Here is a 26,663-nt window from a genome sequence, read left to right as displayed (position 1 = left end):
AAAATCTGCACCCTCTTGGGATGTGGGTTTTTTTTATTTAGGTTAGGGGGGGGGGAAGAGTATAAATTAAGTTATTACATTAACTTATGAAAGGAGTAGGAAACGTGAGTGCGAGTTTGATTTTCATCTCATTATTAGTACTTTTTAGCAGTTTAGCTATAGTAATAGCTATATTTGGTGAAAGTTTTTTTGAAAAGTTTGACTAAAAAATTAAAGGGATCAAATTAGTAAATGGAAGGGGAATCTTCAATGGAACCGAGCAAAATAGCAGCCTTATTTGTCTTTTTGGTATTATTACCTTGCTGGGCTTTATACTACACGCGAAGTGGTATAAAAAGTGTGGAAGGCTATGTATTTGGCGGCCGTGCCTTAGGTCCAGTTGCGTCAGCTTTTACGGCTGCAACTGCAGCGACTAGTGCTGGTTTGTTTGTTGGTGGTGCAGGTATGGCATATCAGTATGGTTGGGGCGGAGGAACATGGCAGATTGGAGCCGCTTTTGGTGTCTTTATCACTTGGTTCATAGTTGCTCCCAAAATTAGAGAGGTATCTCATAAAGTAAAAGCCATCACGACGCCGGAACTATTTGTTAAAAGATACGGATCAAACCACTTTTACCCTATAGTCGCAGTTTGGATTGTGATTTTTACTGTGCCCATGCTTGTTGTACAAATGAGGTCAGCGGCATTAACAATAGAAAGTTACTTGGGGTTACCGTACGTTTGGTCATTAGTCCTATTTAGCACTGTGTTAGTAATCTTCTCTTCTCTTGGCGGTCGCTCTGCCATTGCCTATTTGGACACTGTACAGGGGATGATTATGATCATTTGTGTTACAGTAGCCATAATCGTTGGTCTAAAAGCCGTGGGAGGCATTTCTGGGATAGATCATTTATTAGTTCAGCAGAATCCCAGTATGACCAGCTTTTTTGGAGAAATGCCCCGTTCTCTCTGGTACAACTTAGCGTTTGTATATCTATTCGGCTTGTTTAGCAGCCCTCATATTATTCCTGCTTTTTATGGGATGAAAGACGCCAGGACCGCACGATTAGCTTTCCCAATTGGGGTCGTCATTTCCCTTTATTGGACCTTCGCTGCTGTCTTAATTGGTTTGGTCCCCCGTGCTTTAGGCATCGGCATAGAAACCCCGGACAAAGCTTTTGCCGCATTCATAACTCATGTTGCTCCGGAGATCGTGGGTATGCTGTTGGTTTTTTGCCTATTGGCGGCGGTTTTTACAACGTTGGATGCCTTATTAATGGCAGCTGGGTCCAGTATAGTGCACGACATTATTGGTCGAATAAAAGGACAAAACTTTACGGAAAGTGAAGAACTGCGTTATTCAAAGATAGCTACTGTCGTTATTGGCCTATTGGCATTAATCCTAAGCGGAATGCAGATGCCCCTAATTACAATTCTTAATGCCTTTGGTTTTGGTGCATTTGTTATTGTAATTGGAGTACCAATGATCTTGGCATTGTTTTGGGATAAGGCCAATCGTGAGGCAGCTTATTTTTGTACCACATTAGGGCCAATTATTTATATATTGTGGCGTACCTATTTGGTTAAAATAACCGGTCTGGGTGAACTTCCCGGGACCCTATTAGTCGTCTTAACGGTATCGGTCATATGCAGTTTGGTAAAACCAGCAAATAATGAACTCTATTTCCAGGAATATAGGAAAACCTACTTTAATAAAGTTGGGGCCTAATGAGGAGGGTTTAGTTATGAGAATACTCTTTTACATAAATCAATTCTTCGCCGGACTAGGTGGTGAAGATAAGGCAGATAGTTCTCTCTTTTTTGTGGAAAAACCTATTGGACCGGCTGTTGGTCTGTGTTCCCTTCTAGGTGAAAACTATAGTGTGCCAATTGTTGCTGTGTGTGGAGATAACTACTTTAACAGCCATAACGATATTGTCATACAGGAAATAGTTGATAAGGCCAAGGAGTATAAGGTGGATATGGTTATTGCAGGACCAGCATTTAACTCAGGGCGGTACGGTCAGGCCTGTGGAGCTATTTGTGAGGCTGCTGCCAGAGAACTTGGTATACCTGGGATCACTGGTATGTATGAAGGAAATCCAATGGTAGAGATCTACCGACAAAGGACATACATTCTACCTACATCTGGGAAAGTATCAGGCATGAGGGAAGCACTAATCAAAATTGCAGGCTTTGTGCAGAGAATTTCAACAGGTGAACCCCTTGGTCCTGCCCGGAAGGAAGGTTATATCTCCCAGGGCATTAGGAAACTAATTTATCGCGAAGAAGAGGCCGCTAAGCGGTTGGTAGATATGCTGGAAGCAAAGCTAAAAGGCCAACCCTTTTCTACCGAGCTGTCAATTCAAATCATTGACAAAGTTGCACCGGCACTGCCAGTCGCAAAGTTAAAAGAAGCGACTATTGCCCTCGTGACAACTGGTGGACTAGTACCCCGGGGTAACCCTGATCGGATACGTTCTTTTGGAGCCGAGGTTTGGAAAACATATGAGATTTCCGGAAAACAAAGGTTGGACAGTTCGGAATATGAGACGATTCACGGTGGTTATAATCCAAACTTTGTCAATGCCAACCCCAATTACGTAGTGCCGGTTGGCATCATGAGGGAATTTGAAGCTGAAGGCTTGATTGGGCGTTTATACAATAAGTTTTATTCTACGTCCGGAGTAGGAGCGGCAGTCAATATCTCCCAAAAAGACGGGCAGGAAATGGCCACGCAATTACACCAGGAAAAGGTGGATGGAGTTATTCTGACCTCTACCTGAGGTACCTGTACTCGTTGCGGCGCAACGATTGCCAAAGAATTAGAGAGGCAGGGGATACCAACAAGTATTATTACAGCCATGTATACCCTGGCCTCCAATGTAGGAGCCAATCGAGTGGTTGGAGGTACAAAGATTCCTCACCCGTGTGGTGATCCGGAATTACCAGTTAAGCGTGACCGAGAAATTAGCCGTAAGGTATTATTATCAGCACTCGAATTATTGGAAAGGAAACTGGAAAAACCTCAAATTGTAATAGTGGATTGAAAGGGGGGGGATTATGAAACTAGAAATGGGAACGTTTAAGGTCAAACAAGTTGCATTTACTGGTAAAACATGCTTAAACAATGGGGTATTTGAAATTAATCGGGAAGAGTTGCTTGCCATTATTTTGGAAGATATAACCTTTACCGAAGCAGATATTGAAATTGTAGCTCCTGGAGAAAATGCGCGGATTATTCACGTCATTGATGCGGTAGAACCTCGGTTCAAGGAAGGCAATGCAATTCCTTACGCGGGAGTGGACTCCCCGATTGAACGACTGGGTGATGGAACAACTTATCGGATGGAGGGGGTTGCTGTGCTCACTTCCTGTGAATTTCCCCTTACCAGACTCGGTGGATTAAATATTGTTCGAGATAGTGTTCTGGATATGGTGGGATCGGGTGGACCCATTACCCCGTTTAGTTCAACGATTAACGTGGTATGTATTCTGAAATTACAGCCAGGAATGGATGAGGACCAGTACGAACATTCCGTAAGAATTGTCGGCATTCGGGTAGCCCGATATTTGGGAAAAGTACTGCAAGGTCAGGTACCGGACAGCATCACATCATATACTTTGGGAGGAGCAAAGAATGGCCTTCCAAACGTTGCCTATCTTTACCAAGTACACTCGGTGGGACTGAACTTAAGTAGTTTCTTCTATAATATGCGCTTTGATAATTTACTGCCTATAATTGTTCATCCCAACGAAATCCTGGATGGTGCTGTGGTTGATGGGAATTGGAGTCACCCCAATGTAAAAACACCTACATGGTTCCATACGAATAACCCTTTAATCAGGGAATTGTATCAAAGACACGGGAAATCCCTAAATTTTGTTGGCGTAGTGTTATTCCGGGGGCGTTTTGAGGAAATGGAAGGAAAAAAACGCTGTGCCAATCTCGTTGCAACTTCAGCTCAGTTATTAAACGCTAATGGTGTAGTGGCAACTTGGGAAGGAGATGGCAATGCATTTATTGAGACTATGTTAAGCCTTAAGGTTTGTGAAGAGAAAGGAATCAAAACGGCATTGATGACCTTTGAGCATGGCGGGACTGAAGGGGTTGACGATCCCTTGTTTTATAGTGAGCCTGAAGTTGATGCTATTGTTAGCTTAGGAAGCTGGGATCCTCCTATAACGTTGCCTCCTGTGGATAGGGTTGTTGGAGGGGATTATCTGCGGATTAGTCCGGAGCAGGGGGGGATCTACTTATCTGCTAAAGATGAAATAAGACTAGTGGATCGGTTAGAATACTTTACAGCAGCAAATGAATTGGGGTTCTCCAAACTAAGTTGTGACGACTATTAAATGTTTGTACAAAAGAAAAAGTGAGATTCTTTTTATTCCAAAAAGCTGTAAACAAATGTGTTTCAGCTTTTTTGATAAGCAATAATATTTTCTTATGTATTCCAAGGAGGAATTACCAGTTTTTCCGTCGAAGATGTTGTAATACAAAAGGGAATCGTTGTCTTGCTCGATACGATGAAACAGATGAACCCAACTTACGTCGAGTTATTAACAAGGATGAATTGAAGGAGGAAGATCAATGAAGATTATATTAATGGGTGGCCCGGGTGCAGGTAAGGGGACACAAGCAAATCCACTCGTAGAGCGTTTTAATTTCCCACATATTTCAACAGGTGACATGTTCAGAGCTGCAATTAAAGAGGGAACGGCCTTAGGGCTAAAGGCTAAATCCTACATGGATGCCGGTGGCTTAGTTCCTGATGAAGTAACCATTGGGATTGTCGAGGAACGATTAGCGCTGCCAGATTGTACAGATGGATTCCTTCTTGACGGATTTCCACGGACACTGGCTCAAGGTAGTGCTTTAGCAGGTATTCTAGACCGCCTAGGCATGAAGCTCGACGGTGTTATCAACATTGAAGTTGACGAAGAGGTGTTAATTCCTAGATTAACAGGAAGACGTGTCTGTCGGAAGTGCGGATCTTCTTACCATATGATCTTCAACCCACCAGCACAAGAGGGAGTTTGTGGTCAATGTGGAGGAGAGCTTTATCAGCGTTCGGATGATACCGTTGAAACCGCTAAGAATCGTTTAAGTGTTTATAATACTCAAACAGAACCTTTGATCGCATTCTATGAAGAAAAGGGACTATTAAAGCGTATTAACGGAGACCAACCAATTGACCAGGTTTTCCAAGATATTTTAAAAGCCTTAGACTAATCAGTAACAGAGCAGAAAAGGTGCCAAAATGGCGCCTTTTTTATTTTTAACTAAATAATTTAGATAATGCATATTATATTGACGGGAAATCTATAATCTCACAGACTATTAAGTTTAAGTTAAGTTGAAAGACTTCATGTCGACAAATTGCGAGAAAAGTTTTGCCTTATCTATAAACGTTCTAAGGTTGCAATTGTGCAGGACGGTTGATATAATATTCAGAATAGTAAAACATCTAAGGGGGAGAGACACATGACTGCCCAAGAAAAATCTATAATAGAAACGATCCTAGCCGACGTCGGATTAGAGCCAATATTCGTCGCGGACAATGACCATGAATCGAAAATTAATCAGACTGAATGTTAAGTGAAACGAATACCCAAGTGAAACGGGTATTCGTTTCTTTGATATATCTATCTTATTCCCTGGAGATAACTTATAATAATAAAGGATTTGAAAGGGGGCAAGTTTATGAATCACCGATCTTTAGTCCTGAATGAAGACAGTGAGTTCAAATTTCATTGTCATGATGGGCTGGATTGCTTTAAAGAATGCTGCCGGGATATAAATATTTTTCTAACTCCATACGATGTTTTGAGGATGAAGAACTCCCTGGGCATTTCTTCGGGAGAATTTTTGGAAAGATATACCCTAAAAGTACGTGTGCCTAATACAGGCTTTTCCATTGTGCAAATCAAAATGTCTGAAGAAAATGACCGGAAATGTCCCTTCATTACACCAAAGGGATGTCAAGTATATAGTGAGCGACCCTGGTCCTGTCGGTTGGCTCCGGTGGACATGCTGGGTGAGGGAAAATATTCATTTATCTTTGAAAGTTCCCGCTGTCACGGACTAATGGAGACAAAGGCACAAACCGTAAAGGAATGGGTTCGGGACCAAGGTCTGATAATTTATGAAGATATGGAACAGGGGTTTAGTGAGATACCTTCAAACTTAAAACTTACGGGCAATGTTGTAACGGATGAAATGCTTATTAACCTTTTCTTTATGGCATGTTATGACCTAGACAAATTCAGAGATTTCTTAATGAGTAACCTTTACTTGTTCAAAGAAATGGATTTAGATGAAGAGATTGTAGACAAGATAAAATACGATGACGTTCAGTTAATGAAATTTGGTTTTAATCTTCTATCTCTTGGGACTGATAGCTTAAAAGACCTTGTTAATAGTTAATCAATTTGACAATGATATGATAAAAGCTACCACCCTAGCGGATGGTAGCCAGTTCACAAGACTTCTAAAAAATTACGCCTAAAGCGATAAGAATCAAGATAGCAATAGAAATGATTCCAACGCCGACCCCTACACCAATACCGCCATAAGCAGCTACTGGGGCAACAGGCTGAGGACAACATGCTCCGCTTATTCCGCCATAACCCATTCCATACATAAGAAATTCCACCTTTCTAATTAGAATACAATACCCATTGCGATTAGAAGAAGAATTATAACAACAACTGCTGCGATCCCTGCGCCTAGTCCTTTACCACCACAACCGCAAGCTGCCCCTTCAACGTTACCAAATGCCATATTAATTGCCTCCTTTATTTAAGAGATACCACATAGTATGCAACGTTTGGCAAATGTGTAACTAAATGGTAATTTATTTTTATTTCTAAGGGGATGAAGGCTTATTGGGTTTTAATCAAGAACGACCAGGCACTTTAGCCTGGTCGTCTTAGATATCGGAAGTTAAAATACGATACCCATAGCAATAAGCATAAGAATAGCAATAGATACTATAGCGATACCAGCACAAAATATCATCTGTCCATCCCCCTTTACCATTATATTACAAGATATTCTAAGTGCCAGTTTCTGACACAAAATGGTAATTGGTTCGGAATAAGATTTATTATAATTTGTTTGGCAGAAGGGTCAGCTACCACGTTTTAGTGACGCCGTATTTATCTAATTGCCGGTATAGAGTTGTTCGCGCAACACCTAATTGACGGGCTGCTTCTGATAGATTTCCGCCAGACTCTTGTATAAGCCTGATAAGTGCTTCCTTTTCGTGTGTTGAAGATTTTCTCTGACTAGCGTCAAAAATTTTATCCGTAATCCAAGAAGAGTTATTCTGAACATTTCTTTGTATACTTTGTGGAAGATCTTCTTGGATGATTGTTCCATTCAAGCAAAATAGCACTGCGTGCTCTAGGCAATTTTGTAATTCCCTAACGTTACCGGGCCATCGATAAGTATTCACAAGATAGTTTTTGATTTGTTGGTCAAATTTAGGAAGCGGTTTATCATATTTTAGAGCGAACTGTTCCAAATAGTGATCAATTAATAGAGGAATATCCTCTCGACGTTCCCTTAGCGGCGGTATGGTAATACTGACAACATGAAGCCTATAGAAACAGTCAGCACGAAATGACCCATTATTCACGAGTTCTTCAAGATTATGATGAGTAGCTGCAATAATCTTTACGTCTACGGGAATGGGCATTGTGCCACCAAGTCTCACAACTTCGCGTTCTTGAAGGACCCGCAGTAGATGTACTTGAAACCCCAAAGGCATTTCTCCAATCTCGTCAAGAAATAAGGTTCCTTGATGTGCCTCCTCAAACTTGCCTTTTCTACCAGCTTTAGCTGCCCCAGTGAAGGTGCCAGGGTCGTATCCGAAGAGCTCACTAGCCAATAATTCCTTGGGGACCGCCCCACAGTTTATAGCAACGAAGGGGCCCTTTCGACGGTCACTGGTTTGATGAATTGCTCTGGCAAAAAGTTCTTTACCTGACCCGCTCTCACCGAACAGTAATACTGGAACGTTTGTATGGGCGACCATGTTGCATTGGGTGATCGCGGAAAGGATATTACTTGATTTTCCAACGATTTTACTCCAAGGAGTATTCGCAAGGTATTTAGCTGGTGTTTGTTGATCAGATAACTTGAGTATTAACACGAAACCTAATCGTTTGCCAACATCATAAATTTCTTGAATTGAAGCAGAAATTCCAAACTGCTCAATGAATACTTCGTAGTTTTTGTTCTGTTGAACATTGTTAAGATGGTGCTTTATAAAGGCCTTGAATTCATGGTCACCCCATAAGTTTTCAATATCTTTTCCAGTAACTTGATTGACAAATTTATGGGCCAGCTCATTTGTCTTGATAGGTTCAAACGCTGAGTCGAGTACTATGACCGCTTCTTTTGGATAACGATGGACAACAGAAAAGTACCGCTCAATCAGTTGCAGTCTAGTTGATATTGCTTGCATATAAAGTCTTTGTTCAATAACTCGAGAGGCCATGACAGCCATACCTAAGGTGTGTGTTTGAGCTTCTTTCCAAAACCCCGTCACATCAATAACGCCTAGAACTTCCTTGGTAACAGGGTCACGTACTGGAGATGATGAACAGACCCAGTCATGAATTCCTTCACAGAAATGCTCTGCAGCAAAAATTTGGACAGGATAGCCTGTTTCTATGCTTGTACCAATTGCATTAGTTCCGATAGCTGCTTCGCTCCACCGAGAACCCAGAACAAAATTAATTCTTTCGGCTTGTCGTTTTACCTGGCGGTTGCCACTCAAAAAGATAATTCTACCCTGAGAGTCACATAGAGTTATAATATAGTTGGTTTCTTGAGCTTGGGTTACTAAGTCATTTAGTGTATCAGTAGAGGCCTCATGAAGTTTTGAACTTTCTATAATATTTCTTATATCAGCCGTTTTCAGGGGCTCTTCGGTTTGTTTTCGTCTAGGATCAATGCCTGATTGGAGACAACGTACCCAGGAATCATACACTATTGATCGTATATTAATTTGATCATGAGAATTATTCAGAAATCTGTACCGAGTCTCTTCCAATAATCTTCGGTGTTTGAAAAGTCCTTCAGAGCTAAAGATAGCCAAATTTGAACTCATAAAAAACCACCTCTATAAGTAGATCGCCCAGTGACAGAATATTATGACTATTATATTAATATTATGCGATTAATTAATTTATGGCAAGCTTTTCTATTATTCAAATTCTTGCAAAAGACATCATATTTCTTATAAAAGACAATAAAATAGACAAGACCCCATCACACAGGGTCTTGTCTACTGTTTGTTTGTCTCTTGGACGTTATCTGGGAAAAATTATACTAAGAGATTAGCAAATGACTATTATGCATCCGCTTTTAGTACAACTTTGATAGCGTTGTCACGACGCTCTTCAAAGATGTCGTATCCTTCGGCAACTTGAGATAACGGGATAGTGTGAGTAATAAGGGGTTTCATGTTAAGCTTGCCCTCTTTAATAAGATCAATTAGTTCAGGGATATGATTTGCTTTGACTAGCCCCATTTTAATAGTAATGTTTTGAATCCAGAGGTTTTGCATTTCTAAGATCTGAGGTTTTTCAAATACTCCCATTATGGATACAGTTCCACCTGGTCTTACTCCTTCAATTGCACCTTTAAAGGTTGGCTCAAAACCGTTTGCTTCAATGGTTACATCCGCGCCTCTTCCGTTAGTGAAGTCTTTAAGGGCCTGAGTAACATCAACCTTCTGAGGATTTAGACCGTAATCAGCCCAGCCCTGTTTGATTGCAAAGTCAAGTCTGGATTGATCTATGTCTACAGCAACAATTCTTGAGGGTCCCCAAAGACGGGCGGTTGCCATTGCGCACATGCCGACTGGGCCTGATCCAAATACAGCTACAGTATCCCCTGGCTGAATGTTTCCGTTTTCTGCTCCAAAATAGCCTGTAGAAAGAATATCCCCGACAAACAAAACATCTTCGTCTGTTAAACTGTCAGGAATCAGGTACATTCCAGAATCAGCATAAGGAACTCTTACATAATCAGCTTGACAACCATCGATCATATAGCCGAAGATCCAGCTGCCATCCTCACATCTCGAGTATATTCCACGTTTACAATAGAAACACTCCATACATTGCGTAACACAGGATACGGCTACTTTATCTCCTTTTTTGAACTTATGAACACCTGCACCGGTTTCAACTACTTCGCCACAGAATTCATGACCAATGACTCTTCCGGCTTCTACCTGAGGCATTCCACCATTTCTAATGTGTTTGTCTGTTCCACAAATGGTTGAAGTGGTTACTCTAACTATTGCATCGGTAGGTTTTAGAATAACTGGATCAGGTACTTGGTCTAAACTCATATTTTTAGGACCATGATAAACAAATGCTTTCATAATTAAAACGCCTCCTGTTTTTGTTTTACTAAAACCTATAGGGTTTAATAATCATTTGAGTATTAACCTAAGAATTTCCATACGTTACCCGCATCACGATAAACGAAAGACTATTCTGTCATCCTGAGTATTAGCGAAGGATCTAGATCCTTCAGTCGTTCCTCCTTCAGGATGACATAGTGCTTAAGCTGCTTTCATAGCAATGAATCGCTAAGCTCGAGGTAATTAAAAGTCACTCCCTTCAATTGAGTTGGATGAATATGCTAAATATTCTATATAGTTTAAATAATGCAAAAACTATGCCAGGGAAAAAGAGCATCAAAATTACAAGAATATACGTCTAACTAGATAATAAAGAAATTAATGGGGCTTATAAGTTACACCTGTAGCTACACTTGTAGCGCTACAGGTGTAGCTACAGCATTTTGGATTGCAAATTTGGCTGGTTGTTTGGATGCACTGATTGTTGAAACATTCTGTCGAATATAACGTAGATTTATGGTAAAATATCATAAATCATCCAAAACAAATAGGAAGGAATTAAAAATCATGAAAGAATATAAAAATGACCATGTTATTGTGCACTGGTTCCCAGAACTATGTGCTCATCCCGGGACATGCCTAAGGCTTTTACCTGAAGTATTTAATTTGAAACAACGTCCTTGGGTTAATGTAAATGCTGCAAAGCCGGAGGAGATTATTAGTACCATTGATAAATGTCCAACAGGTGCCTTAAGATACTCACTTCCTGAGGGTTCTGACGTAGATGTAAAATTGGCTCAAGGGGTCGGTAGTATTAATTATGAAAAATTCAACCCGGCAACAGTAAAAATTCGAGTGAAGGCTAACGGACCGTTAATAATTGAAGGCCCTACTGAAGTAATCGGTTTGGAAGGGGAGACTTTGAAGGAAGGCAGTAGAATGGCCTTGTGTCGTTGTGGATTTTCGAAAAACCGTCCCTTTTGCGATGGGGTTCACAAACAACAAGGGTGGAAGCCGGATATGTGAGTAACATTTGGAGAAAACTATAGTCCTAGGCTGGATTAAATTTCCTTGTAATATGTATAAAAGATTTGGAGATAATCTGGAGGGTAATGATGATTAAGTTCCTTAGTTGGGTACTAGTTTTTTGTATCGCCCTATACTTTTTTGGAATAATGGGCCTGGCTTTAATTTCTCCTTCATTGATTCCAATTCTTATAGGTGTGGCTATTGGTTTAGGGCTGATAAGCGGTGTTTTATTATTAGTCTTATTAATCCGGGAAAGGATTAGAGACAAGGAGGCTGAAAAAAGTGATCTTAACAAGTATTGACTATGTTCCCGGATACGAAGTAACTAAGTCCTTGGATTTGGTCAAAGGAAGTACGATCAGAGCGAAGCACGTAGGGAAAGACATTGTGTCAGTTTTTCGTCAGATTGTCGGGGGAGAGCTAAAAGAATATAGTGATATGATCAATGAATCCCGGCAAATATCTACCAGTAAAATGGTAGCGGAAGCTGAAAAGCTGGGAGCGGATGCCATTATTAATATTCGTTTTACAACTTCAAATGTTATGCAGGGAGCGGCAGAGATATTAGTTTACGGTACAGCTGTAAAATTAAATAAAAAAGCTATGTAATAGTTTTAGGAATAAGTTCTATTTGAGTATTGGGAAAAGCGCCGTGGTTAGAGGAAGGGAGTAGATTATTATGCCCGTAATTACGATTGATGCAGGGAAAATGTCTAAAGAACAGAAAGCAACGTTGGTCAAGGAGCTAGCAACTAAAGCGAGTGAAACACTAAATATACCTGTCGAGGCTTTTGTTACTATCATTCGGGAAAATGATATGGACAATATTGGTAATGGAACCCAACTGTTAGCAGAGAAATACGAAAAAAGATAGATTGAAGAAGAACAAAAAAAACCCACAGCATTATATCTGCCGTGGGTTTCCTTGTTTGTCTACCGATCCATTAATCCTCAATTATTCTCCCGTCTGTTGAGATTGTTACGATATTCCAAGGGATCATTTTCTCGCTATTTATTAGGGCTTTTTTAACAGCTTGAACAAGACCTCCGCAGCAGGGGACCTCCATTCTCAAAATAGTGAGGCTTTTAATTTCATGCTGTTTTAGAATTGAGGTCAGCTTCTCTGAATAATCCGTGTCATCAAGTTTGGGACAGCCAATTAAGGTTATCTTATTTCGCATGAAGGTTTTGTGTATATTTGGGTAAGCAAAGGCAGTACAGTCAGCGGCTATGAGCAAATGTGCGTTATCAAGATAAGGAGCTGTTACAGGTACTAGTTTTATCTGGCAAGGCCACTGTCCAAGCTGTGATTGTATGCTTTCATCGGAACTACTGGACTTGGCTTGGGGCTGGTTCGCGACCATTCGTTTTGCTTGGGTACCTGGGCAACCGCAGGGAAGAGCGGGTCCTGGCTGTGGCTTACGGTTCTCGATATTTTTCTTAACAGCTTCTTCATCATATTCAACAGTCTCTCTCTCCTCAAGAACGATCGCTCCCGTTGGACACTCAGGTAGGCAGTCTCCTAGGCCGTCACAATAACTTTCGGAAATCAGATGTGCTTTACCATCAATTAGTTGCAAAGCACCTTCATGGCAAGCAGTAACACATAGGCCGCATCCATTGCATTTTTCTTCCTCTATTTTTATGATTTTTCTTAACATCGTAATTTCTCCCTTCAGATGTTGTGTTTACAGGTTCATTATATTACAATAAACGAACTAAGGCGGTATCCCAGGATACAGAATGTAGGCGGTACTAAGATAATGAAAAAATACATGGAAATAGTTTCTGAAGTAAGTCTATTTCAAGGAATAGACAGAGACTCTATAGAAGCTATGTTAAATTGTTTGAAGCCTAGAGTGTACAGCTATAAAAAAAGTGATTTTATTGTAACAAGTGGGGATCACTATGAAAGCGTTGGGATAATTCTTAAAGGAACAGCGACGGTCAGTAAAGAAAATGCCGCTGGGAACAGAATTTTCATGACTCTTTTAAAAAAAGGTGATATTTTTGGTGAGATCGTGGCTTTTTCAACCCTAACGACATGGCCAGCTACTGTTCAGGCACAGGAAGTATGTGACGTCCTCTTCTTACCGAGGGGGAAGATTGTTGGAGATTGTGAAAAGATGTGCTCCTGGCATAGAATTCTAATCCAGAACTTTTTGCGAATAATTTCTGAGAGAGCTATGCTCTTAAACAAGAAGGTTGAATACCTGACGATTAAGAGTATGCGAGGAAAAATCTGCACTTATTTACTGGAGGAATACAATAGGACAGGAGATAAAAACATAAACTTACCACTTAATCGAAATGAACTAGCGGATTTCCTTAATGTTTCTCGGCCATCCATGTCTAGAGAAATGGGTAAAATGAGAGATGAGGGACTTATTAGTTTTCATTTGACGGCCATCGAACTGTTAGATGTAGAGGGTTTAAAGAATATGAGTGAGCTATAAAACGGGGAAGAGTAATGCAAAAATTATTGACGTATTAGTTAATTATAAATATAATGTATTTATAATTAATGCAAAGTACTATTAAGTAAGAGATAGGAGTTTTTAAGATGAATTTAAGAGGAACTAAAACTGCAGAAAATTTAATGAAGGCGTTTGCCGGAGAATCCCAAGCACGCAACCGTTATACTTATTATGCATCTGTAGCGGATAAGGAAGGCTACAAGCAAATTAAAAATATTTTTATTGAAACTGCGGATAATGAGAAAGAGCATGCTAAGAGGTTCTACAAGTTTTTATTAGCGGGTTTTCAAGGTGAGCTTCCAGCTGTGATCGAAATCAGTGCGTCCTTTCCAGTGGCCCAGGCAACGACCCTGGATAATTTGATCGCCTCTGCAGGTGGAGAAAATGAAGAATGGTCTGAATTATATCCCTCTTTTGCAAAAGTGGCAGAAGAAGAAGGGTTTCAGGAAATTGCCAATGCTTTTAAAATGATTGCATCTGCTGAGAAAAGGCATGAAACTAGATTTAACAAGCTTGTTGAAAATATTAAAAATGGTACGGTCTTTAAAAAGGAAGTAACTAAGCTTTGGAAGTGTGGAAATTGTGGTTATGTTCATGAAGGATCTAGTGCACCGAATGAATGTCCTGCATGTATTCATCCACAGTCCTATTTTGAAGTTTTTGAGGAGACTTATTAAGTTTTGCACATATTCTAACTCTAAAACACTAAGGTTTACTCTATGATTACAACAATGAATTATGGTAATATTTAAAAAACCCCCTAAGATGGCGTTAAGTGAACTGCCTTCTATGGGGGTTTTATGTATATGCTATAAATGTTTGTAAATTAAAGAATATAAACTATTACGTTCGTGACTCCAACAATGATCATTGCTAAAATTATTGTTCCACAGATTATAATCATATTTTGTTTCTTTGTGTTAATTTTGTGCCAAAGCAAAGAATCCGCCTCCGTAGTTCATTAAATCTTAGTTCATAGTATCATTGAATTGATGTAAAAAGTATGGACAGAAGGACCTAAGGTGAATGGGCCAATAGTCCTATTATTATAAAGATCTCCTTGCACAGTATGTTGCTACTACTGCTCAAAAATTCTATACTTAAGATATCGTTTTTTAAATAAAACAATTTGTCAAATTTAAATTAGTAAGTTAGTAAAATGGAGGCTCTAGCTAACGATAAAAAAGAAAGTAGGTAAATCATAAACCATGAATAATGATCTTATAAAACTTATGAAAAATGATAGATTTGCTGCATTTACTGGCATAGAATTGCTTGAAGTTGAGCCAGGATACGCCGTTGCGAAAATAGATATTAGCGAAAAACATCTAAATGGAGTGGATATAATTCAAGGTGGCGTCATCTTTACTTTAGCTGATTTTGCTTTTGCCGCCGCCGCTAATGCTAGTGGACAAATTACCGTGGCAATTAATGCCAATATATCTTATTATCAAGCGTCTAATGGAAAAGTATTACTAGCGGAAGCAAAAGAAAAATCAGTTTCCCGTAAAATTGTTAATTATAACGTGGAGGTTTTAAATGAACATAGGGATCTTATTGCCCAGTTGAGCATTACAGGGTATAAAAAGAATAAAAAATGAAATTGTTCAACTTAATGTTTTGGTTATTATTAGACTGGGGGGACGATAGTGAGTAAACAAGCAGGTATTTTAGACGACTTTAGCCGTAGTCGCCTTAATGAAGAAGCAGTAAATATTGAACGAATTCATTTTTATAAAACGGATAAACGTGTCAATCCTAAGCAAGAGGAGCCATTCTGGTATTCTGTTGGAGAGTTGCCTGTTTTACTTTCTGCCCCACATGCTGTAAGGCATTATCGGCAAAAGAAGATTAAGATGTCAGATCAATTCACCGGTGCTACCGTTTATTTGTTAAATAAGCTAACTGGTTGCCACGGGATCGCCGCGACAAAGCTTTATGGAGGGGACCCTAATATCGATTACCCTTGTATTTATAAAGATAAAATCGCTGATTTTTGCGCAATAAAGAAAGTAAAACTTATTCTCGACATCCATGGTGCTGCTAGGGAGAGGGAATTTGATGTAGACTTTGGTACAAATGGGGGGAAAAACCTTCTAGACAAGATAAGAATACTTGAAACACTGCAACAAAGTTTTCACGACTTTGGCTTAACCAGAATCTCTCAAGATTATTTTGCCGCTTCCGGGCCTAACACGGTCAGTAATTATGTGGCACGTGAACTCGGAATTCCTGCCGTACAGATAGAGATTAATAAACAATATCGGGTGCCCGCCCAAAACCCTCAGGGGTTTCATCGAATATTGGGCGCATTGGCACAAAGTATCGAAAGATGTGCCTAATGTTTTAATATGCTATCAAAAATCTCATAGGTTTGACAAGCCGGATTTTTTGAGGTACACTTATCTTGTTAAGAGGGAGTAGTTAAATTACAAAGGCAACATACCCGGTAAGGAGACTTACCTGTCTTTGTAAACCGTAGAGGTAACAAGACTTTTAACATGGCCATTAAGGCTATGTTAAAAGTCTTTTTTATTTCCTTTTGAAACCTTTTCAAAATGAAAGTAAGGAGTGATAATTTCGGAAATACTATATGCACTATGGTCAATCGGTTAGTAAATAAGTAATAAGGAGGATTATGTTGTGGACTTTTTCCAAAAAGAAGTCGGAGAAGTCATCTCGGAGCTAGAAAGTAATGAAGAGATGGGATTATCTGCAGCTGAAGCTGAGAAAAGAATCCAACGCTATGGGAAAAATTTATTTACCCCAAAAGAAAAAGAAAGTATTTTTATAAAAATATATGAAAGCTTAAAAGAACCTCTTATTTTAATTCTTTTGATTTCCGGGTTAATTTCCGTTGCAATGGGACATATTGCGGATGGCATAGGAATATTTGTTGCCGTCCTTATTGCAACCTCAATCTCAATTATTCAAGAAGGTAAATCTGATAAAGCCTTTGAGGCACTATCGAAGCTTAGCGAAGATGTGAATGTCAAGGTAGTACGAGATGGGAAAATCGTGTTGCTCACGCAAAGCGAACTTACGATTGGGGATATTGTTCATTTAGAAACGGGGGATAAAGTTCCTGCGGACGCACGGATTATCCATTCCTCAAATCTCGGAATTGACGAATCTATGCTAACGGGTGAAGCGGAAGCGGCTTCTAAGAATTCTTTACTAATAGAAATAGAAAATTGTCCACTTGCAGAGCGAAAGAATATGCTATACTCGGGTACCATGGTGATTGAGGGCAGAGCAATTGCCATTGTCACCTCTATTGGTGATAAGACTGAAATGGGAAAAATTGCCGATGAATTAAAGGGAGAATTAACCTCTCAAACACCACTTCAACAAAAGTTGGCAGACCTTGGAAAGAAGATATCCATCATCGGATCTGTTGTGGCTGCAGGAATCTTCCTTTTTGAAGTCTTTAAAATGTACAGCCAGGGAATCCTTGTATTCGATAACATCGGAGCTGCTCTTCCGGGAATCAAAGATGCCTTTGTTACGTCCGTGGCTTTGATTGTTGCTGCAGTGCCTGAAGGTTTACCAACTATGGTAGCTATAACCTTGGCCTTCAATATGCAGAAAATGGCTAAGAATAATGCCCTTGTTCGAAAACTTATTGCTTGCGAAACCATTGGCTCCGTTAATGTCATCTGCTCAGATAAGACAGGAACCTTGACAGAAAACAAGATGACGGTAGTTGAAGTTTGGGCAGACGGTAAAGATCTTTTGGTTGATCAACTACGCAGCAATGAAATGCTTGAAAACTTTTGTCTAAACTCTACAGCGGATATTTCGAAAAAAGATGGAAAGTATGAATTCCTAGGAAATCCCACGGAGTGTTCGTTGCTTGTCTGTGCAGACAAGAATAATATAAACTATCTCCATTATCGTAAGGAGCATAGTGAACCTGTTAGCGAGATCAATTTTACGTCTGCTAGAAAAATGATGTCCACAGCTTATCAAATGGATAAGGGATACCGATTATATACGAAGGGTTCACCTGAAAAGGTACTAAGTATTTGTAACAGGATCCTATATAATGGGGCGATTGTTCCATTGACTCAAGAGCATATCAATGAGATTGAAGCAAAGATTAAAAAGCTTCAAGATAATGCAAGAAGAGTTCTAGGGTTTGCTTTTAATGATTTTAGCGAGGAACCTCAGTGGGAAGATATTTATAACGTAGAGAAAGATCTTGTATTCACGGGATTTGTAGGTATTGAAGATCCACTGCGTTCAGATGTTAAAGAAGCCATCAATCATTGTCGACAGGCGGGCATTACCGTTAAGATTTTGACAGGAGATAACATTAACACCGCGAGAGCTATTGCTTCTCAATTAGGAATTGTTAAGAACGACTCACTTGTGTTAGAAGTCACAGACATTGACGCGATGAGTGATGAGGAATTGAAGAGTAAGCTCCCGAACATTGTGGTAATTGCCCGCTCAAATCCCACAGCTAAAATGAGAGTTGTTAAGCTTTTACAAGAGCTTAATGCATCAGTGGTTGTAACAGGGGATGGGATTAATGACGCTCCCGCTTTAAAAGCCGCTGATGTCGGAGTTGCCATGGGAATTGCAGGAACAGAAGTTTCTAAGGAAGCTGCGGAGATCGTTTTGCTAGATGACTCTTTCTCCACAATTGTCAAAGCTATTAAGTGGGGCCGAGGCATTTATGAGAACTTCCAACGATTCATTCAGTTCCAACTTACGGTAAATGTTGTCGCTTTTGTCACTGTAATATTAGCTGAAGTTTTGGGATTTGGAATGCCCTTTACAACCTTACAGTTGTTATGGGTAAATATTATCATGGATGGACCTCCGGCTTTAACCTTAGGGTTAGAACCACCGAGAGATCATTTACTACAAAAAGAGCCTATCAAAAGAAATGCGTCTATCGTTACAAAAGATATGTTTTTCAAAATGGTTTCTAACGGTTTATTCCAGGTAACTGCCTTACTGATGCTCATGGAAACACAACTGCTTGGTGGTACCACGGCACAACAATCGACAATTGTGTTCACCGCGTTTGTATTGTTCCAGTTATGGAATGCATTTAACAGCCGAGAGTTTGGAGTACGAAGCATATTCCCTAATCTCCTAAAAAATAAGACTATGATTGGGGTAGTGTTTATTACCTTCCTCGTTCAAGTTTTAGTCACCCAGTTTGGTGGAAATGTGTTTAAAACAGTTCCCCTCGAAGCGGCTTTGTGGGTTAAGATCATTGGATTTACGTTTAGTATTGTAATTTTTAGTGAAACGCTAAAGCTAATAATGAGAGTCTTTAAAGGTACTAAAACAGCTTAAGCTTTAACAAAGTCCACAACCCAGTAATGGGATTTGTGGACTTTGTTTTTGTGTTACGTATTAAGTGAGTTGATTCAAGAAAAATATACTTAAGCACTTTCACAAAAAAAGTATTATAATAAGTATTTGGATAGATGATAATACATTTAAACTGCTTTTTTTAAAAGCAAATTAGATTAAATGAGGGGGAATTCTGCAGTTGGTTATTATCAAAACTGAAAGAGAAATTGAACTTATGGCGGAAGCCGGAAAAATCCTCACCGCTTGCCATCGAGAAATTCGTTTGATAATCCGTCCGGGGATAACAACCTTGGAAATCGATAAATTCGCTGAGGATTTTATTCGATCCCATGGAGCCACCTCCGAGCAAAAAGGATACAGAGGATATCGATTTGCAACTTGTGCTTCAGTAAACGATGAGATATGTCATGGTTTTCCGACAAAAGAACCTCTGAAGGACGGCGATATTGTAGGTATTGATATGGTTGTTAATCTCAATGGGTGGCTAGCTGATTCCGCCTGGACTTATCCGGTGGGTCAAATATCAAAGGAAGCGGAAAAGCTGCTTAAGGTTACGAAAGAGTGTCTTTACCTTGGCATAGAAGCCTCGATTATCGGTAATAGAATCGGAGACATTTCCCATGCAATACAAAGTCACGCTGAATCCCATGGTTACTCTGTTGTACGAGATTTTATGGGTCATGGGATTGGGCAGTCTATGCATGAAGACTTACAGGTTCCTCACTTTGGGCGTCCTCATAGAGGAGAGAGACTTCGAGAGGGCATGGTATTTACTATTGAACCAATGATTAATATCGGCTCATATCATCTTAAAATAGACCCAAATAAATGGACGGCAAGAACGACAGATGGCAGCCTTTCCGCTCAATATGAACATACTATAGCTATTACTAAGCATCAACCTCTAGTTTTAACTGAACAGGATTAAAAGTGATTACACTTTCCAACGTTTGCGAATAATGATAAACCGCAGCATAAGCCAATTCCTCATTTTAGAAAGCTGCCAAAGCATTTTTGTTAAAAAGCCCATGTTTCATCCTCCTTTGTTTAATACTATAGTTATATTTCCCGAATTTCTTAAAACAAGTCAACGATTTGAAGTTAAGACATTAAGTAAATATAAACACGTAGCGAGCTTGAGGATCTGTGAACGTTTACAAGGATGAGTGACAAAAAACTTGGTGAATTAGTTTTAAAGGAGTATTTTTTGATGAGCTTTGTGAAGGAATTTAAAGAGTTCGCTACTAGAGGTAATGTAGTGGATCTAGCGGTAGGAATCATTATCGGAGGTGCTTTTGGGAAGATTGTATCCTCTTTTGTTGCAGATATCATAATGCCTCCCATTGGGCTTATTCTCGGTGGAATCAGATTTACAGATATAAGATTGGGGCTAAAGGATGCCGTTGTCGATGGATCAGGAAAAGTTGTTCAAGAGGCTATCACCTTGAATATTGGCAACTTTATTCAGACAACCTTTGATTTTTTGATTATTGCTGCTGCAATTTTCGCACTCGTTAGGATAATGAATTCGCTAAATAGGAAAAAGAAAAAGGAAGAAGCTGCTGTTCCACCAACTCCAAGCGTAGAAGTTCAACTTCTTACAGAGATTAGGGACCTTTTAAAGAAACAACCATAACAAATCGACCATAAACTTAGCCTCCACCGTTGGTCTTGTTTTAAGGTGGAGGCCTTTTGCATAATATTTTCTAGGGTATCTAGAGATTTTAGTATATAATTAAGAGATTACATAAAATATGGTAAGTATGAATCAGAATGCCGATGTTTAATCGACGATCTATTTATCAACAGTGTAAAGGAGTCAGCTATGAAGGGACAGGCACGAAATGATATTCATACGGGGGCAACTGTTGATATCATTTTAAAGGCAGATCAAAGAACAGGAAAATTGACACGAGGAGTGGTCAAAGATATTTTGACAAAATCCCAAACTCATACAAGAGGAATAAAAGTCAGGCTTGTCGATGGAAGAATTGGCAGGGTTCAAGATATTATTGAATAGAGTTATTTCTTTAAACGTATTACTAGACTGCGAAGATCCTCAGGAAAGGGAGCTCGAATCACTATAGGGAGCCCAGTCGAAGGATGTAGAAAAGCATACATTGAAGAATGTAAAGCATGACGATCAAGAAGGACCCGACTGCCACCATAAAGGTCATCCCCAATTAAAGGATGACCAAATCCTTCACAATGGACGCGGATTTGATGGGTGCGTCCAGTTTCTAGGGTGAACTCAAGAAACGTAACCTCTGGATAGCGGTGAAGGACACGGAAAAGAGTTCGAGCGGACATACCGTCGGCTTGAATCTGACGTTTGATAAAGCTGTTTGGAGCAAATCCGATGGGATCGTCGATGACTCCTTCATTTTCAAGCACAACTCCCGCAACAAAGCCAAGGTATCGTTTATGGATATGCCCGCGCTCTAGTTGCCAAGCCAGTTGCTGATGAGCGAATTGATTTTTAGCGATAACTACCACACCCGAGGTATTCCGGTCTATTCTGTGAATTGGACGAAAGAGGCGATTTTCTCCCCGGCGCTCCCAGTGTCCAATGACTGCATTCCCAAGAGTGTTGGCAGGATAACGGCGGTTTGGATGAACTACTTGTCCTACTGGTTTATTGACCGCTAAGAGGTATTCATCTTCGTAGAGAATATCAAGGGGGAGGTCTTCTCCTTGGATGTTAGCTTCTTCGTTAGAAAAGAGCTGAACAGATAACCTGTCTCCTTCTTTCCCTCTTGCAGTTAAATAGGTGAATTTTCCGTTAACCCAAACCCGTTCACCTTGTTTTAATCGTTGTAATAACTTTGCGGAAAAATGAAATTTGTGAGTTAAAATAGCTAGATATTTTTGACCAGAGTCTTCGGGTCGAAGACGGTATTCCCACAAGGTAGGTGGTGTGTTCATAAGTCCTCCTAGAGATGCTAAAGATCCTTCAAATTCATAAAAAATAGTTGAGTGAACATACTTTAACATAATCAAACTAAAAAAGGGAAATTATGTGGAGCTAGGGAATAATGCTATAACTTTAAGTAATGTGGAACTTTGAGCCTCATTTGAAGAAGGATGAGCCAAAGTGGATACAAATAAATGAGTTTGTAAGGAGGCTCCAAAGTGAAAGATCCTCGTATAGAAAAACTTGCTGATTCCTTGATCAACTATTCGATTGCCCTTAAACCTGGTGAAAAGATCCTCATCGAAGTCATAGGACCGGATATTCCCCTCGCCCAGGCATTAGTTCGTTCTGCCTACCAAGCAGGTGGAGTTCCATTTTTGTCTACAATAAATCATACCCTACTACGTGAATTATTAAAAGAAATCTCTGTGGAACAAGCTCAAGCGATGACTCGTTGGGATCTTGCTCGTATGAAAGAAATGCAGGCTTATATAGGGATTCGAGGAGGAGAAAATGTCAATGAATGGGCAGACATTCCAAGCGAATGCATGAAAACCTACGCATCGTATTATCAGAAGGCAGTTCACTCCGAGCAACGAGTTCCCCATACACGTTGGTGTGTTTTAAGATATCCCAATGCCTCTATGGCTCAGTTAGCTAACTCAAGTATTGAAGGGTTTGAGGACTTCTACTTTAAAGTATGTAATTTGGATTATTCAAAAATGTCGAAGGCCATGGATCCGTTGAAAGAGCTAATGGAAAAAACAGATCGAGTACATATCGTTGGTCCTGGAACAGATCTAGAGTTCTCAATCAAGGGAATGCCTGCTATAAAGTGTGATGGGCATCTAAACATTCCTGATGGAGAGATATTTAGCGCTCCCCTCAAAGAATCGGTTCAGGGACAGATTAGTTATAATGCACCTTCACTCTACCAAGGATTTACTTATGATAATATTGTGTTAAACTTCGAAAATGGAAAGATTATTAAGGCAACAGCTAATGACACAGAACGCATAGACTCGGTTTTTAATACAGATGAGGGAGCACGTTATGTTGGAGAGTTTGCCATCGGGGTCAATCCGTTCATTAGTACTCCTATGAAAGACACTTTATTTGATGAAAAGATTGATGGGAGTTTCCACTTTACCCCAGGTTCCTGTTATGATGAGTGTAGTAATGGAAATAAATCAGCTATTCACTGGGATTTGGTGTGTATTCAACGCCCGGATTATGGGGGCGGAGAGATTTACTTCGATGAAAAATTAGTTCGTAAAGATGGGCGCTTTGTTTTGCCAGAACTTGAAGATTTAAACCCTGAGAATTTAACATCTTAATAGAATTTGCATTGCTCAGATCTCTATGTAAGCAACTCAAGCACTATGTCATGTGTCATCCTGAAGGAGGGACGACTGAAGGATCTAGATCCTTCGCTGCGCTCAGGATGACACAGTATTTGGGATGCTTAACTACCTTAGTATCAAGTAAAGAGGAACTGAGTTAGACAAAGCCCAACTTAAATCTGGATAAGGAGTCGATTACAAAGGTCATGAAGGGTCAACGCTTACGTTTGGTCTATAATCCCTACGCGGGTCGGCGCAAACTTACCGCTCAACTGGATACTGTCATTCGAATTTTTCAGGAAAGCGGAAATGAGGTTTGTATACATCGTGCTAGTTCTACTCAGGATATGGAACAGATTGCGTCCCAAAGCAGGGATGTAGATCGTTTCGTTATTGCTGGGGGAGATGGCAGTATTCATCAGGCGGTTAACGGGTTACTTAAGATACCCGAGGATCAGCGGCCTGCACTTGGTATTCTACCTGTAGGAACTGCGAATGATTTAGCCTACGCGCTGGGTTTACCGAAAAGTATTCCCGAAGCGTGTAAGGTTATTGCCAAAGAACATGTGTTTAGAATGGACACAGGTCAGATAAATGATCGATACTTTGTTAATGTAGCTAGTGCTGGACTTCTAACCGATGTTTCTCAAAAAGTGGATACCCGTGTCAAAAATACACTTGGACAATTGGCCTATATTCTCAAAGGAATTGAAACACTTCCTTCCTTTCGACCCTTTCGTATAGAGTTTGAGAAAGACGGACAACGTTTTATGGAGGAGGTTGTTTTGCTTCTAGCAGTAAACGGCCACTCGGTGGGGGGGTTGAGACAGCTTGTGCCAATGGCATCTCTCACGGACGGGAAGCTGGAGGTAATCATTGTGCCCGCTGCTGGCTGGCCAGAGACAATACGACTTCTTTTAAACGCATTACGCGGAGAAAAAGTAGTAGGTACTAGGAAAATTAAAGAATTTCAAACCACTGAATTAACTATACACACTGATCGCCCCGTAAAATCAGATCTTGATGGAGAATATGGTCCAGAAAGCTCTTGGCATATTAAAATTGGACCCAAGATTTCAGTGCTCTGTTAGGGAGGAAATATTATGATCGGTTCACCGTTTCAACAGGAGGAATTGTTTAGACAGAGCGCAGGGTGAAATTCGGCAGGCTTGTGTTTTCTTAATAGAGCGAGCCTGTTTGATTGACCTGCAATTCCCGGAAACAGAATATAAATCTCTCTTTCTGGGATATTCGAATTAGGTATTCACTAATAAAGCAAAATAATTGAGAATAGGCTAAGCAGCCCTTGACTTGAATAGATTATAAAGTTATAATTACTACTATAAAGGAAGGTGTTCGTTAATGGATAAACGTTGGAGATGTACGGTCTGTGGATACATACATACTGGGGATAGTCCGCCAGATATCTGTCCAATTTGCGGTGTCGATGCGAGTTTCTTTGAACTAGTCACTGAAGAGGGGGAGGCTAAGGCCCCAGCTCCAGTTCCAGCTAAACCCGTACCCAATCAGCTTGATAAAGCGGCTTCAATTCGTCAAGCTCTTTACCGAATTTCTTACGGACTGTACATTATTACAGCTCATGCTGAAGGTAAGGATAACGGCCAATGTGCGAATACCTGTTTTCAAATTACGTCGGAACCAGCAAGAATTGCTATTGGGATCAATAAACAGAACTATACCCACGAGCTAATTCAGAAGAGTGGTAAGTTTGGAGTTTCGGTCTTAAGTCAAACAGGACATGACTATGCTCGGGGGTTTGGATACCGATCAGGTCGTGATGTCAATAAGTTTGAGGGGTTAGCAGTTCATCGTGGAGAATCAGGAGTTCTGTTACTTGACGATGTACTGGTAACCATGGAAGCAGTGGTCAGTGGACAATTAGATTGCGGGACCCATACCTTATTCCTTGGTGATGTTACAGGCGGTGAGATCCTTCAAGAAGGGGATCCAATGACGTATGCGTATTTTAGAGCGTCAAAGTAAACCTCTAAACTAAGATAAACTACCAACACAAAAACCCTATATCAGAGTTTTCAATTGGATAGACCCCTCGCTTGCAGTGAGGGGTCTATCATTTAAGCTTTTATAGTTTGGGAGGAAACCCATGGATGTAAGTGAACAAATACGGTGGAAAACAAATATCAAAGACTGGGCAAAGGATCTGGGCTTTGTCTCTGTAGGGTTTACGACAGCTGAACCCATCGAGAGTCTTGCGCCCTTGTTACAGACGCGAATCGATCAAGGTATGGCGACCCCCTTTGAGAGCAAGGAAATCAATCGACGGATTAATCCACAAGCTGTATGGGAAGATTGCAAGACAGTCGTTGCCTTGGCTTATCCTTTCCCGTCTACATACCCTCCCCAAGAAGGAGAAGGTGTCATAGCACGCTCGGCAGTGGGGGAGGACTATCACAGAGTTATTCTTAAGAAGCTTAATCAATTAGTTGATACTATGATTAGCAATGAATGGCCGGGGGCCTCCCGGTTGCAAGTAGATACGGGACCATTGGTTGAGCGTGCCTTTGCGGCTCGTGCGGGCATTGGCTGGATAGGAAAGAATCAACACTTGATAATTCCGGGGTTCGGATCCTTTGTGGCTCTTGCGCTGCTTCTATTGAATCAAGAGCTTCCGCAGGATGATCCTTTAAGCAACAGGGAATGTGGGATCTGCCAGAAGTGTGTTCAAGCGTGTCCGGCCCAGATCCTTGGTCAAGAACCGTTTGTGGCCAAACGATGTGTCTCTTATCTAACCCAGAGTAAAGAGGTGCTCACTCCTGAAGAGAGAGTCCGCCTTGGGTTGCGAATTTTTGGTTGTGATACTTGCCAAGAAGTATGCCCACACAATCAAAAATGGTTGGAGGAAGATACGTTGCCAAATTTGCCTGGACGTGGAGTTGATCTGCTTGAAACGATGAATCTATCTAAAGGGAAGTTTATACAACGCTATAAAGCCACGGCAGCGGGATGGCGTGGTAAAGGAGTTTTGCAGAGAAATGCTTTTTTAGCTATTCGTAATGCTCATGGTGGTGGCAGTGCTCTATGGTCTGTAGATCGCGAAAAGGATAAATTAGTACCGCTGATGATTTTACCCTATATTAATGAAGAGAATGACAAATAGGCATAGGGTTCGTTTTTTGAATCCTTGTGCCTATTCTTTATGGGACCTTTGATAG

General features: G+C 40.4%; 26 protein-coding genes. 21 read left to right on the top strand and 5 right to left on the bottom strand.

The features are described from left to right. The first annotated feature begins 249 nt into the window (after nt 1-249). The 5 genes from HGJ98_RS21945 (at nt 250) to HGJ98_RS21925 (ending at nt 6,408) form a co-directional block, all read left to right on the top strand. Entirely contained in the window at nt 250-1,707 is a 1,458-nt protein-coding gene (locus HGJ98_RS21945; protein WP_291354015.1) for a sodium:solute symporter family protein, read from the top strand. Further along, nucleotides 1,652-3,028, top strand: a complete 1,377-nt coding sequence (locus HGJ98_RS21940; protein WP_367142762.1) for a glycine/betaine/sarcosine/D-proline family reductase selenoprotein B — start codon at nt 1,652-1,654, stop codon at nt 3,026-3,028. The genes HGJ98_RS21945 and HGJ98_RS21940 overlap by 56 nt, the downstream gene beginning before the upstream one ends. Nucleotides 3,029-3,041: 13 nt before the next feature. Then, nucleotides 3,042-4,334: a glycine/sarcosine/betaine reductase component B subunit gene (locus HGJ98_RS21935; RefSeq protein WP_291354011.1), complete on the top strand. Its 1,293-nt coding sequence runs from the start codon at nt 3,042-3,044 to the stop codon at nt 4,332-4,334. A gap of 238 nt (nt 4,335-4,572) precedes the next feature. Next, on the top strand, nt 4,573-5,214 hold the full coding sequence (locus HGJ98_RS21930) for an adenylate kinase (protein WP_291354009.1): 642 nt from the start codon (nt 4,573-4,575) through the stop codon (nt 5,212-5,214). A gap of 471 nt (nt 5,215-5,685) precedes the next feature. Beyond that, nucleotides 5,686-6,408 (top strand): YkgJ family cysteine cluster protein, encoded by a 723-nt coding sequence (locus HGJ98_RS21925; protein ID WP_291354007.1) that lies wholly within the window; start codon nt 5,686-5,688, stop codon nt 6,406-6,408. Nucleotides 6,409-6,472: 64 nt separating this feature from the next. On the opposite strand, the gene HGJ98_RS21920 is transcribed toward HGJ98_RS21925, so the two are convergent. From HGJ98_RS21920 to HGJ98_RS21910, 3 genes are all read right to left on the bottom strand, one after another. Continuing rightward, complete coding sequence (locus HGJ98_RS21920; RefSeq protein WP_291354005.1) at nt 6,473-6,625, bottom strand: hypothetical protein; 153 nt, start codon at nt 6,623-6,625, stop codon at nt 6,473-6,475. A 492-nt stretch (nt 6,626-7,117) separates the two neighbouring features. Continuing rightward, complete coding sequence (locus HGJ98_RS21915; protein WP_291354003.1) at nt 7,118-9,103, bottom strand: sigma-54-dependent Fis family transcriptional regulator; 1,986 nt, start codon at nt 9,101-9,103, stop codon at nt 7,118-7,120. Nucleotides 9,104-9,346: 243 nt separating this feature from the next. After that, entirely contained in the window at nt 9,347-10,387 is a 1,041-nt protein-coding gene (locus HGJ98_RS21910) for an alcohol dehydrogenase (protein ID WP_291354001.1), read from the bottom strand. A gap of 549 nt (nt 10,388-10,936) precedes the next feature. On the opposite strand from HGJ98_RS21910, the gene HGJ98_RS21905 reads away from it, so the two are divergent. The 4 genes from HGJ98_RS21905 (at nt 10,937) to dmpI (ending at nt 12,272) form a co-directional block, all read left to right on the top strand. Next, nucleotides 10,937-11,395 carry a (4Fe-4S)-binding protein gene (locus HGJ98_RS21905; RefSeq protein ID WP_291353999.1) on the top strand — a complete coding sequence of 153 codons (459 nt, stop codon included), beginning with the start codon at nt 10,937-10,939 and terminating at the stop codon, nt 11,393-11,395. An 89-nt stretch (nt 11,396-11,484) separates the two neighbouring features. Next, complete coding sequence (locus HGJ98_RS21900) at nt 11,485-11,700, top strand: hypothetical protein (RefSeq protein WP_291353997.1); 216 nt, start codon at nt 11,485-11,487, stop codon at nt 11,698-11,700. After that, the gene (locus tag HGJ98_RS21895; RefSeq protein WP_291353995.1) at nt 11,681-12,007 is read left to right on the top strand and encodes a YbjQ family protein; all 327 of its coding nucleotides are present in this window, start codon (nt 11,681-11,683) and stop codon (nt 12,005-12,007) included. The genes HGJ98_RS21900 and HGJ98_RS21895 overlap by 20 nt, the downstream gene beginning before the upstream one ends. A 70-nt stretch (nt 12,008-12,077) precedes the next feature. Further along, complete coding sequence (dmpI, locus tag HGJ98_RS21890) at nt 12,078-12,272, top strand: 4-oxalocrotonate tautomerase DmpI (protein WP_291353993.1); 195 nt, start codon at nt 12,078-12,080, stop codon at nt 12,270-12,272. Between the two features lie 70 nt (nt 12,273-12,342). Here dmpI and HGJ98_RS21885 read toward each other — a convergent pair whose 3' ends face one another. After that, nucleotides 12,343-13,059: an ATP-binding protein gene (locus HGJ98_RS21885; protein ID WP_291353991.1), complete on the bottom strand. Its 717-nt coding sequence runs from the start codon at nt 13,057-13,059 to the stop codon at nt 12,343-12,345. A 99-nt stretch (nt 13,060-13,158) separates the two neighbouring features. On the opposite strand from HGJ98_RS21885, the gene HGJ98_RS21880 reads away from it, so the two are divergent. From HGJ98_RS21880 to HGJ98_RS21845, 8 genes are all read left to right on the top strand, one after another. Then, on the top strand, nt 13,159-13,854 hold the full coding sequence (locus tag HGJ98_RS21880; RefSeq protein ID WP_291354026.1) for a Crp/Fnr family transcriptional regulator: 696 nt from the start codon (nt 13,159-13,161) through the stop codon (nt 13,852-13,854). A gap of 107 nt (nt 13,855-13,961) precedes the next feature. Then, nucleotides 13,962-14,552 carry a rubrerythrin gene (gene rbr / locus HGJ98_RS21875; protein ID WP_291353989.1) on the top strand — a complete coding sequence of 197 codons (591 nt, stop codon included), beginning with the start codon at nt 13,962-13,964 and terminating at the stop codon, nt 14,550-14,552. Nucleotides 14,553-15,083: 531 nt separating this feature from the next. After that, the gene (locus tag HGJ98_RS21870) at nt 15,084-15,476 is read left to right on the top strand and encodes a PaaI family thioesterase (protein WP_291353987.1); all 393 of its coding nucleotides are present in this window, start codon (nt 15,084-15,086) and stop codon (nt 15,474-15,476) included. A 48-nt stretch (nt 15,477-15,524) separates the two neighbouring features. After that, complete coding sequence (locus HGJ98_RS21865; protein WP_291353985.1) at nt 15,525-16,217, top strand: hypothetical protein; 693 nt, start codon at nt 15,525-15,527, stop codon at nt 16,215-16,217. 301 nt (nt 16,218-16,518) lie between these two features. Continuing rightward, entirely contained in the window at nt 16,519-19,191 is a 2,673-nt protein-coding gene (locus tag HGJ98_RS21860) for a calcium-translocating P-type ATPase, PMCA-type (RefSeq protein WP_291353983.1), read from the top strand. 199 nt (nt 19,192-19,390) lie between these two features. Further along, nucleotides 19,391-20,140 (top strand): type I methionyl aminopeptidase, encoded by a 750-nt coding sequence (gene map / locus HGJ98_RS21855; protein WP_291353981.1) that lies wholly within the window; start codon nt 19,391-19,393, stop codon nt 20,138-20,140. Nucleotides 20,141-20,422: 282 nt separating this feature from the next. Then, nucleotides 20,423-20,848 (top strand): large-conductance mechanosensitive channel protein MscL, encoded by a 426-nt coding sequence (gene mscL / locus HGJ98_RS21850; RefSeq protein ID WP_291353979.1) that lies wholly within the window; start codon nt 20,423-20,425, stop codon nt 20,846-20,848. 189 nt (nt 20,849-21,037) lie between these two features. Next, nucleotides 21,038-21,232: a YwbE family protein gene (locus HGJ98_RS21845; RefSeq protein ID WP_291353977.1), complete on the top strand. Its 195-nt coding sequence runs from the start codon at nt 21,038-21,040 to the stop codon at nt 21,230-21,232. A 2-nt stretch (nt 21,233-21,234) separates the two neighbouring features. Here HGJ98_RS21845 and HGJ98_RS21840 read toward each other — a convergent pair whose 3' ends face one another. Next, nucleotides 21,235-22,137 carry an RluA family pseudouridine synthase gene (locus tag HGJ98_RS21840; protein ID WP_291353975.1) on the bottom strand — a complete coding sequence of 301 codons (903 nt, stop codon included), beginning with the start codon at nt 22,135-22,137 and terminating at the stop codon, nt 21,235-21,237. Nucleotides 22,138-22,344: 207 nt separating this feature from the next. Here HGJ98_RS21840 and HGJ98_RS21835 point away from each other — a divergent pair, with 207 nt between their 5' ends. From HGJ98_RS21835 to queG, 4 genes are all read left to right on the top strand, one after another. Then, nucleotides 22,345-23,463 carry an aminopeptidase gene (locus tag HGJ98_RS21835; RefSeq protein ID WP_291353973.1) on the top strand — a complete coding sequence of 373 codons (1,119 nt, stop codon included), beginning with the start codon at nt 22,345-22,347 and terminating at the stop codon, nt 23,461-23,463. Nucleotides 23,464-23,675: 212 nt separating this feature from the next. After that, nucleotides 23,676-24,560, top strand: coding sequence for a diacylglycerol kinase family protein (locus tag HGJ98_RS21830; RefSeq protein WP_291353971.1), 885 nt, complete (start codon nt 23,676-23,678; stop codon nt 24,558-24,560). Nucleotides 24,561-24,831: 271 nt separating this feature from the next. Further along, the gene (locus tag HGJ98_RS21825; RefSeq protein ID WP_291353969.1) at nt 24,832-25,473 is read left to right on the top strand and encodes a flavin reductase; all 642 of its coding nucleotides are present in this window, start codon (nt 24,832-24,834) and stop codon (nt 25,471-25,473) included. Nucleotides 25,474-25,594: 121 nt separating this feature from the next. Beyond that, the gene (gene queG / locus HGJ98_RS21820; RefSeq protein ID WP_291353967.1) at nt 25,595-26,608 is read left to right on the top strand and encodes a tRNA epoxyqueuosine(34) reductase QueG; all 1,014 of its coding nucleotides are present in this window, start codon (nt 25,595-25,597) and stop codon (nt 26,606-26,608) included. Nucleotides 26,609-26,663 lie beyond the last annotated feature (55 nt).

Origin of the sequence: Desulfosporosinus sp. (assembly GCF_014237355.1) — a bacterium.
Classification (GTDB): Bacteria; Bacillota; Desulfitobacteriia; order Desulfitobacteriales; family Desulfitobacteriaceae; genus Desulfosporosinus.
The sequence above is the reverse complement of the archived record's forward strand: the minus strand, read 5'-3'. Positions and strand labels throughout refer to the sequence as shown.

Excerpts from the sequence above, each read along its gene's own strand:
- HGJ98_RS21945 (WP_291354015.1), top strand. The coding sequence starts at position 250 with ATGGAACCGAGCAAAATAGCAGCCTTATTTGTCTTTTTGGTATTATTA.
- HGJ98_RS21935 (WP_291354011.1), top strand. The coding sequence starts at position 3,042 with ATGAAACTAGAAATGGGAACGTTTAAGGTCAAACAAGTTGCATTTACT.
- HGJ98_RS21930 (WP_291354009.1), top strand. The coding sequence starts at position 4,573 with ATGAAGATTATATTAATGGGTGGCCCGGGTGCAGGTAAGGGGACACAA.
- HGJ98_RS21925 (WP_291354007.1), top strand. The coding sequence starts at position 5,686 with ATGAATCACCGATCTTTAGTCCTGAATGAAGACAGTGAGTTCAAATTT.
- HGJ98_RS21920 (WP_291354005.1), bottom strand. The coding sequence starts at position 6,625 with ATGTATGGAATGGGTTATGGCGGAATAAGCGGAGCATGTTGTCCTCAG.
- HGJ98_RS21915 (WP_291354003.1), bottom strand. The coding sequence starts at position 9,103 with ATGAGTTCAAATTTGGCTATCTTTAGCTCTGAAGGACTTTTCAAACAC.
- HGJ98_RS21910 (WP_291354001.1), bottom strand. The coding sequence starts at position 10,387 with ATGAAAGCATTTGTTTATCATGGTCCTAAAAATATGAGTTTAGACCAA.
- HGJ98_RS21905 (WP_291353999.1), top strand. The coding sequence starts at position 10,937 with ATGAAAGAATATAAAAATGACCATGTTATTGTGCACTGGTTCCCAGAA.
- HGJ98_RS21900 (WP_291353997.1), top strand. The coding sequence starts at position 11,485 with ATGATTAAGTTCCTTAGTTGGGTACTAGTTTTTTGTATCGCCCTATAC.
- dmpI (WP_291353993.1), top strand. The coding sequence starts at position 12,078 with ATGCCCGTAATTACGATTGATGCAGGGAAAATGTCTAAAGAACAGAAA.
- HGJ98_RS21885 (WP_291353991.1), bottom strand. The coding sequence starts at position 13,059 with ATGTTAAGAAAAATCATAAAAATAGAGGAAGAAAAATGCAATGGATGC.
- rbr (WP_291353989.1), top strand. The coding sequence starts at position 13,962 with ATGAATTTAAGAGGAACTAAAACTGCAGAAAATTTAATGAAGGCGTTT.
- HGJ98_RS21870 (WP_291353987.1), top strand. The coding sequence starts at position 15,084 with ATGAATAATGATCTTATAAAACTTATGAAAAATGATAGATTTGCTGCA.
- mscL (WP_291353979.1), top strand. The coding sequence starts at position 20,423 with ATGAGCTTTGTGAAGGAATTTAAAGAGTTCGCTACTAGAGGTAATGTA.
- HGJ98_RS21845 (WP_291353977.1), top strand. The coding sequence starts at position 21,038 with ATGAAGGGACAGGCACGAAATGATATTCATACGGGGGCAACTGTTGAT.
- HGJ98_RS21840 (WP_291353975.1), bottom strand. The coding sequence starts at position 22,137 with ATGAACACACCACCTACCTTGTGGGAATACCGTCTTCGACCCGAAGAC.
- HGJ98_RS21830 (WP_291353971.1), top strand. The coding sequence starts at position 23,676 with ATGAAGGGTCAACGCTTACGTTTGGTCTATAATCCCTACGCGGGTCGG.
- HGJ98_RS21825 (WP_291353969.1), top strand. The coding sequence starts at position 24,832 with ATGGATAAACGTTGGAGATGTACGGTCTGTGGATACATACATACTGGG.
- queG (WP_291353967.1), top strand. The coding sequence starts at position 25,595 with ATGGATGTAAGTGAACAAATACGGTGGAAAACAAATATCAAAGACTGG.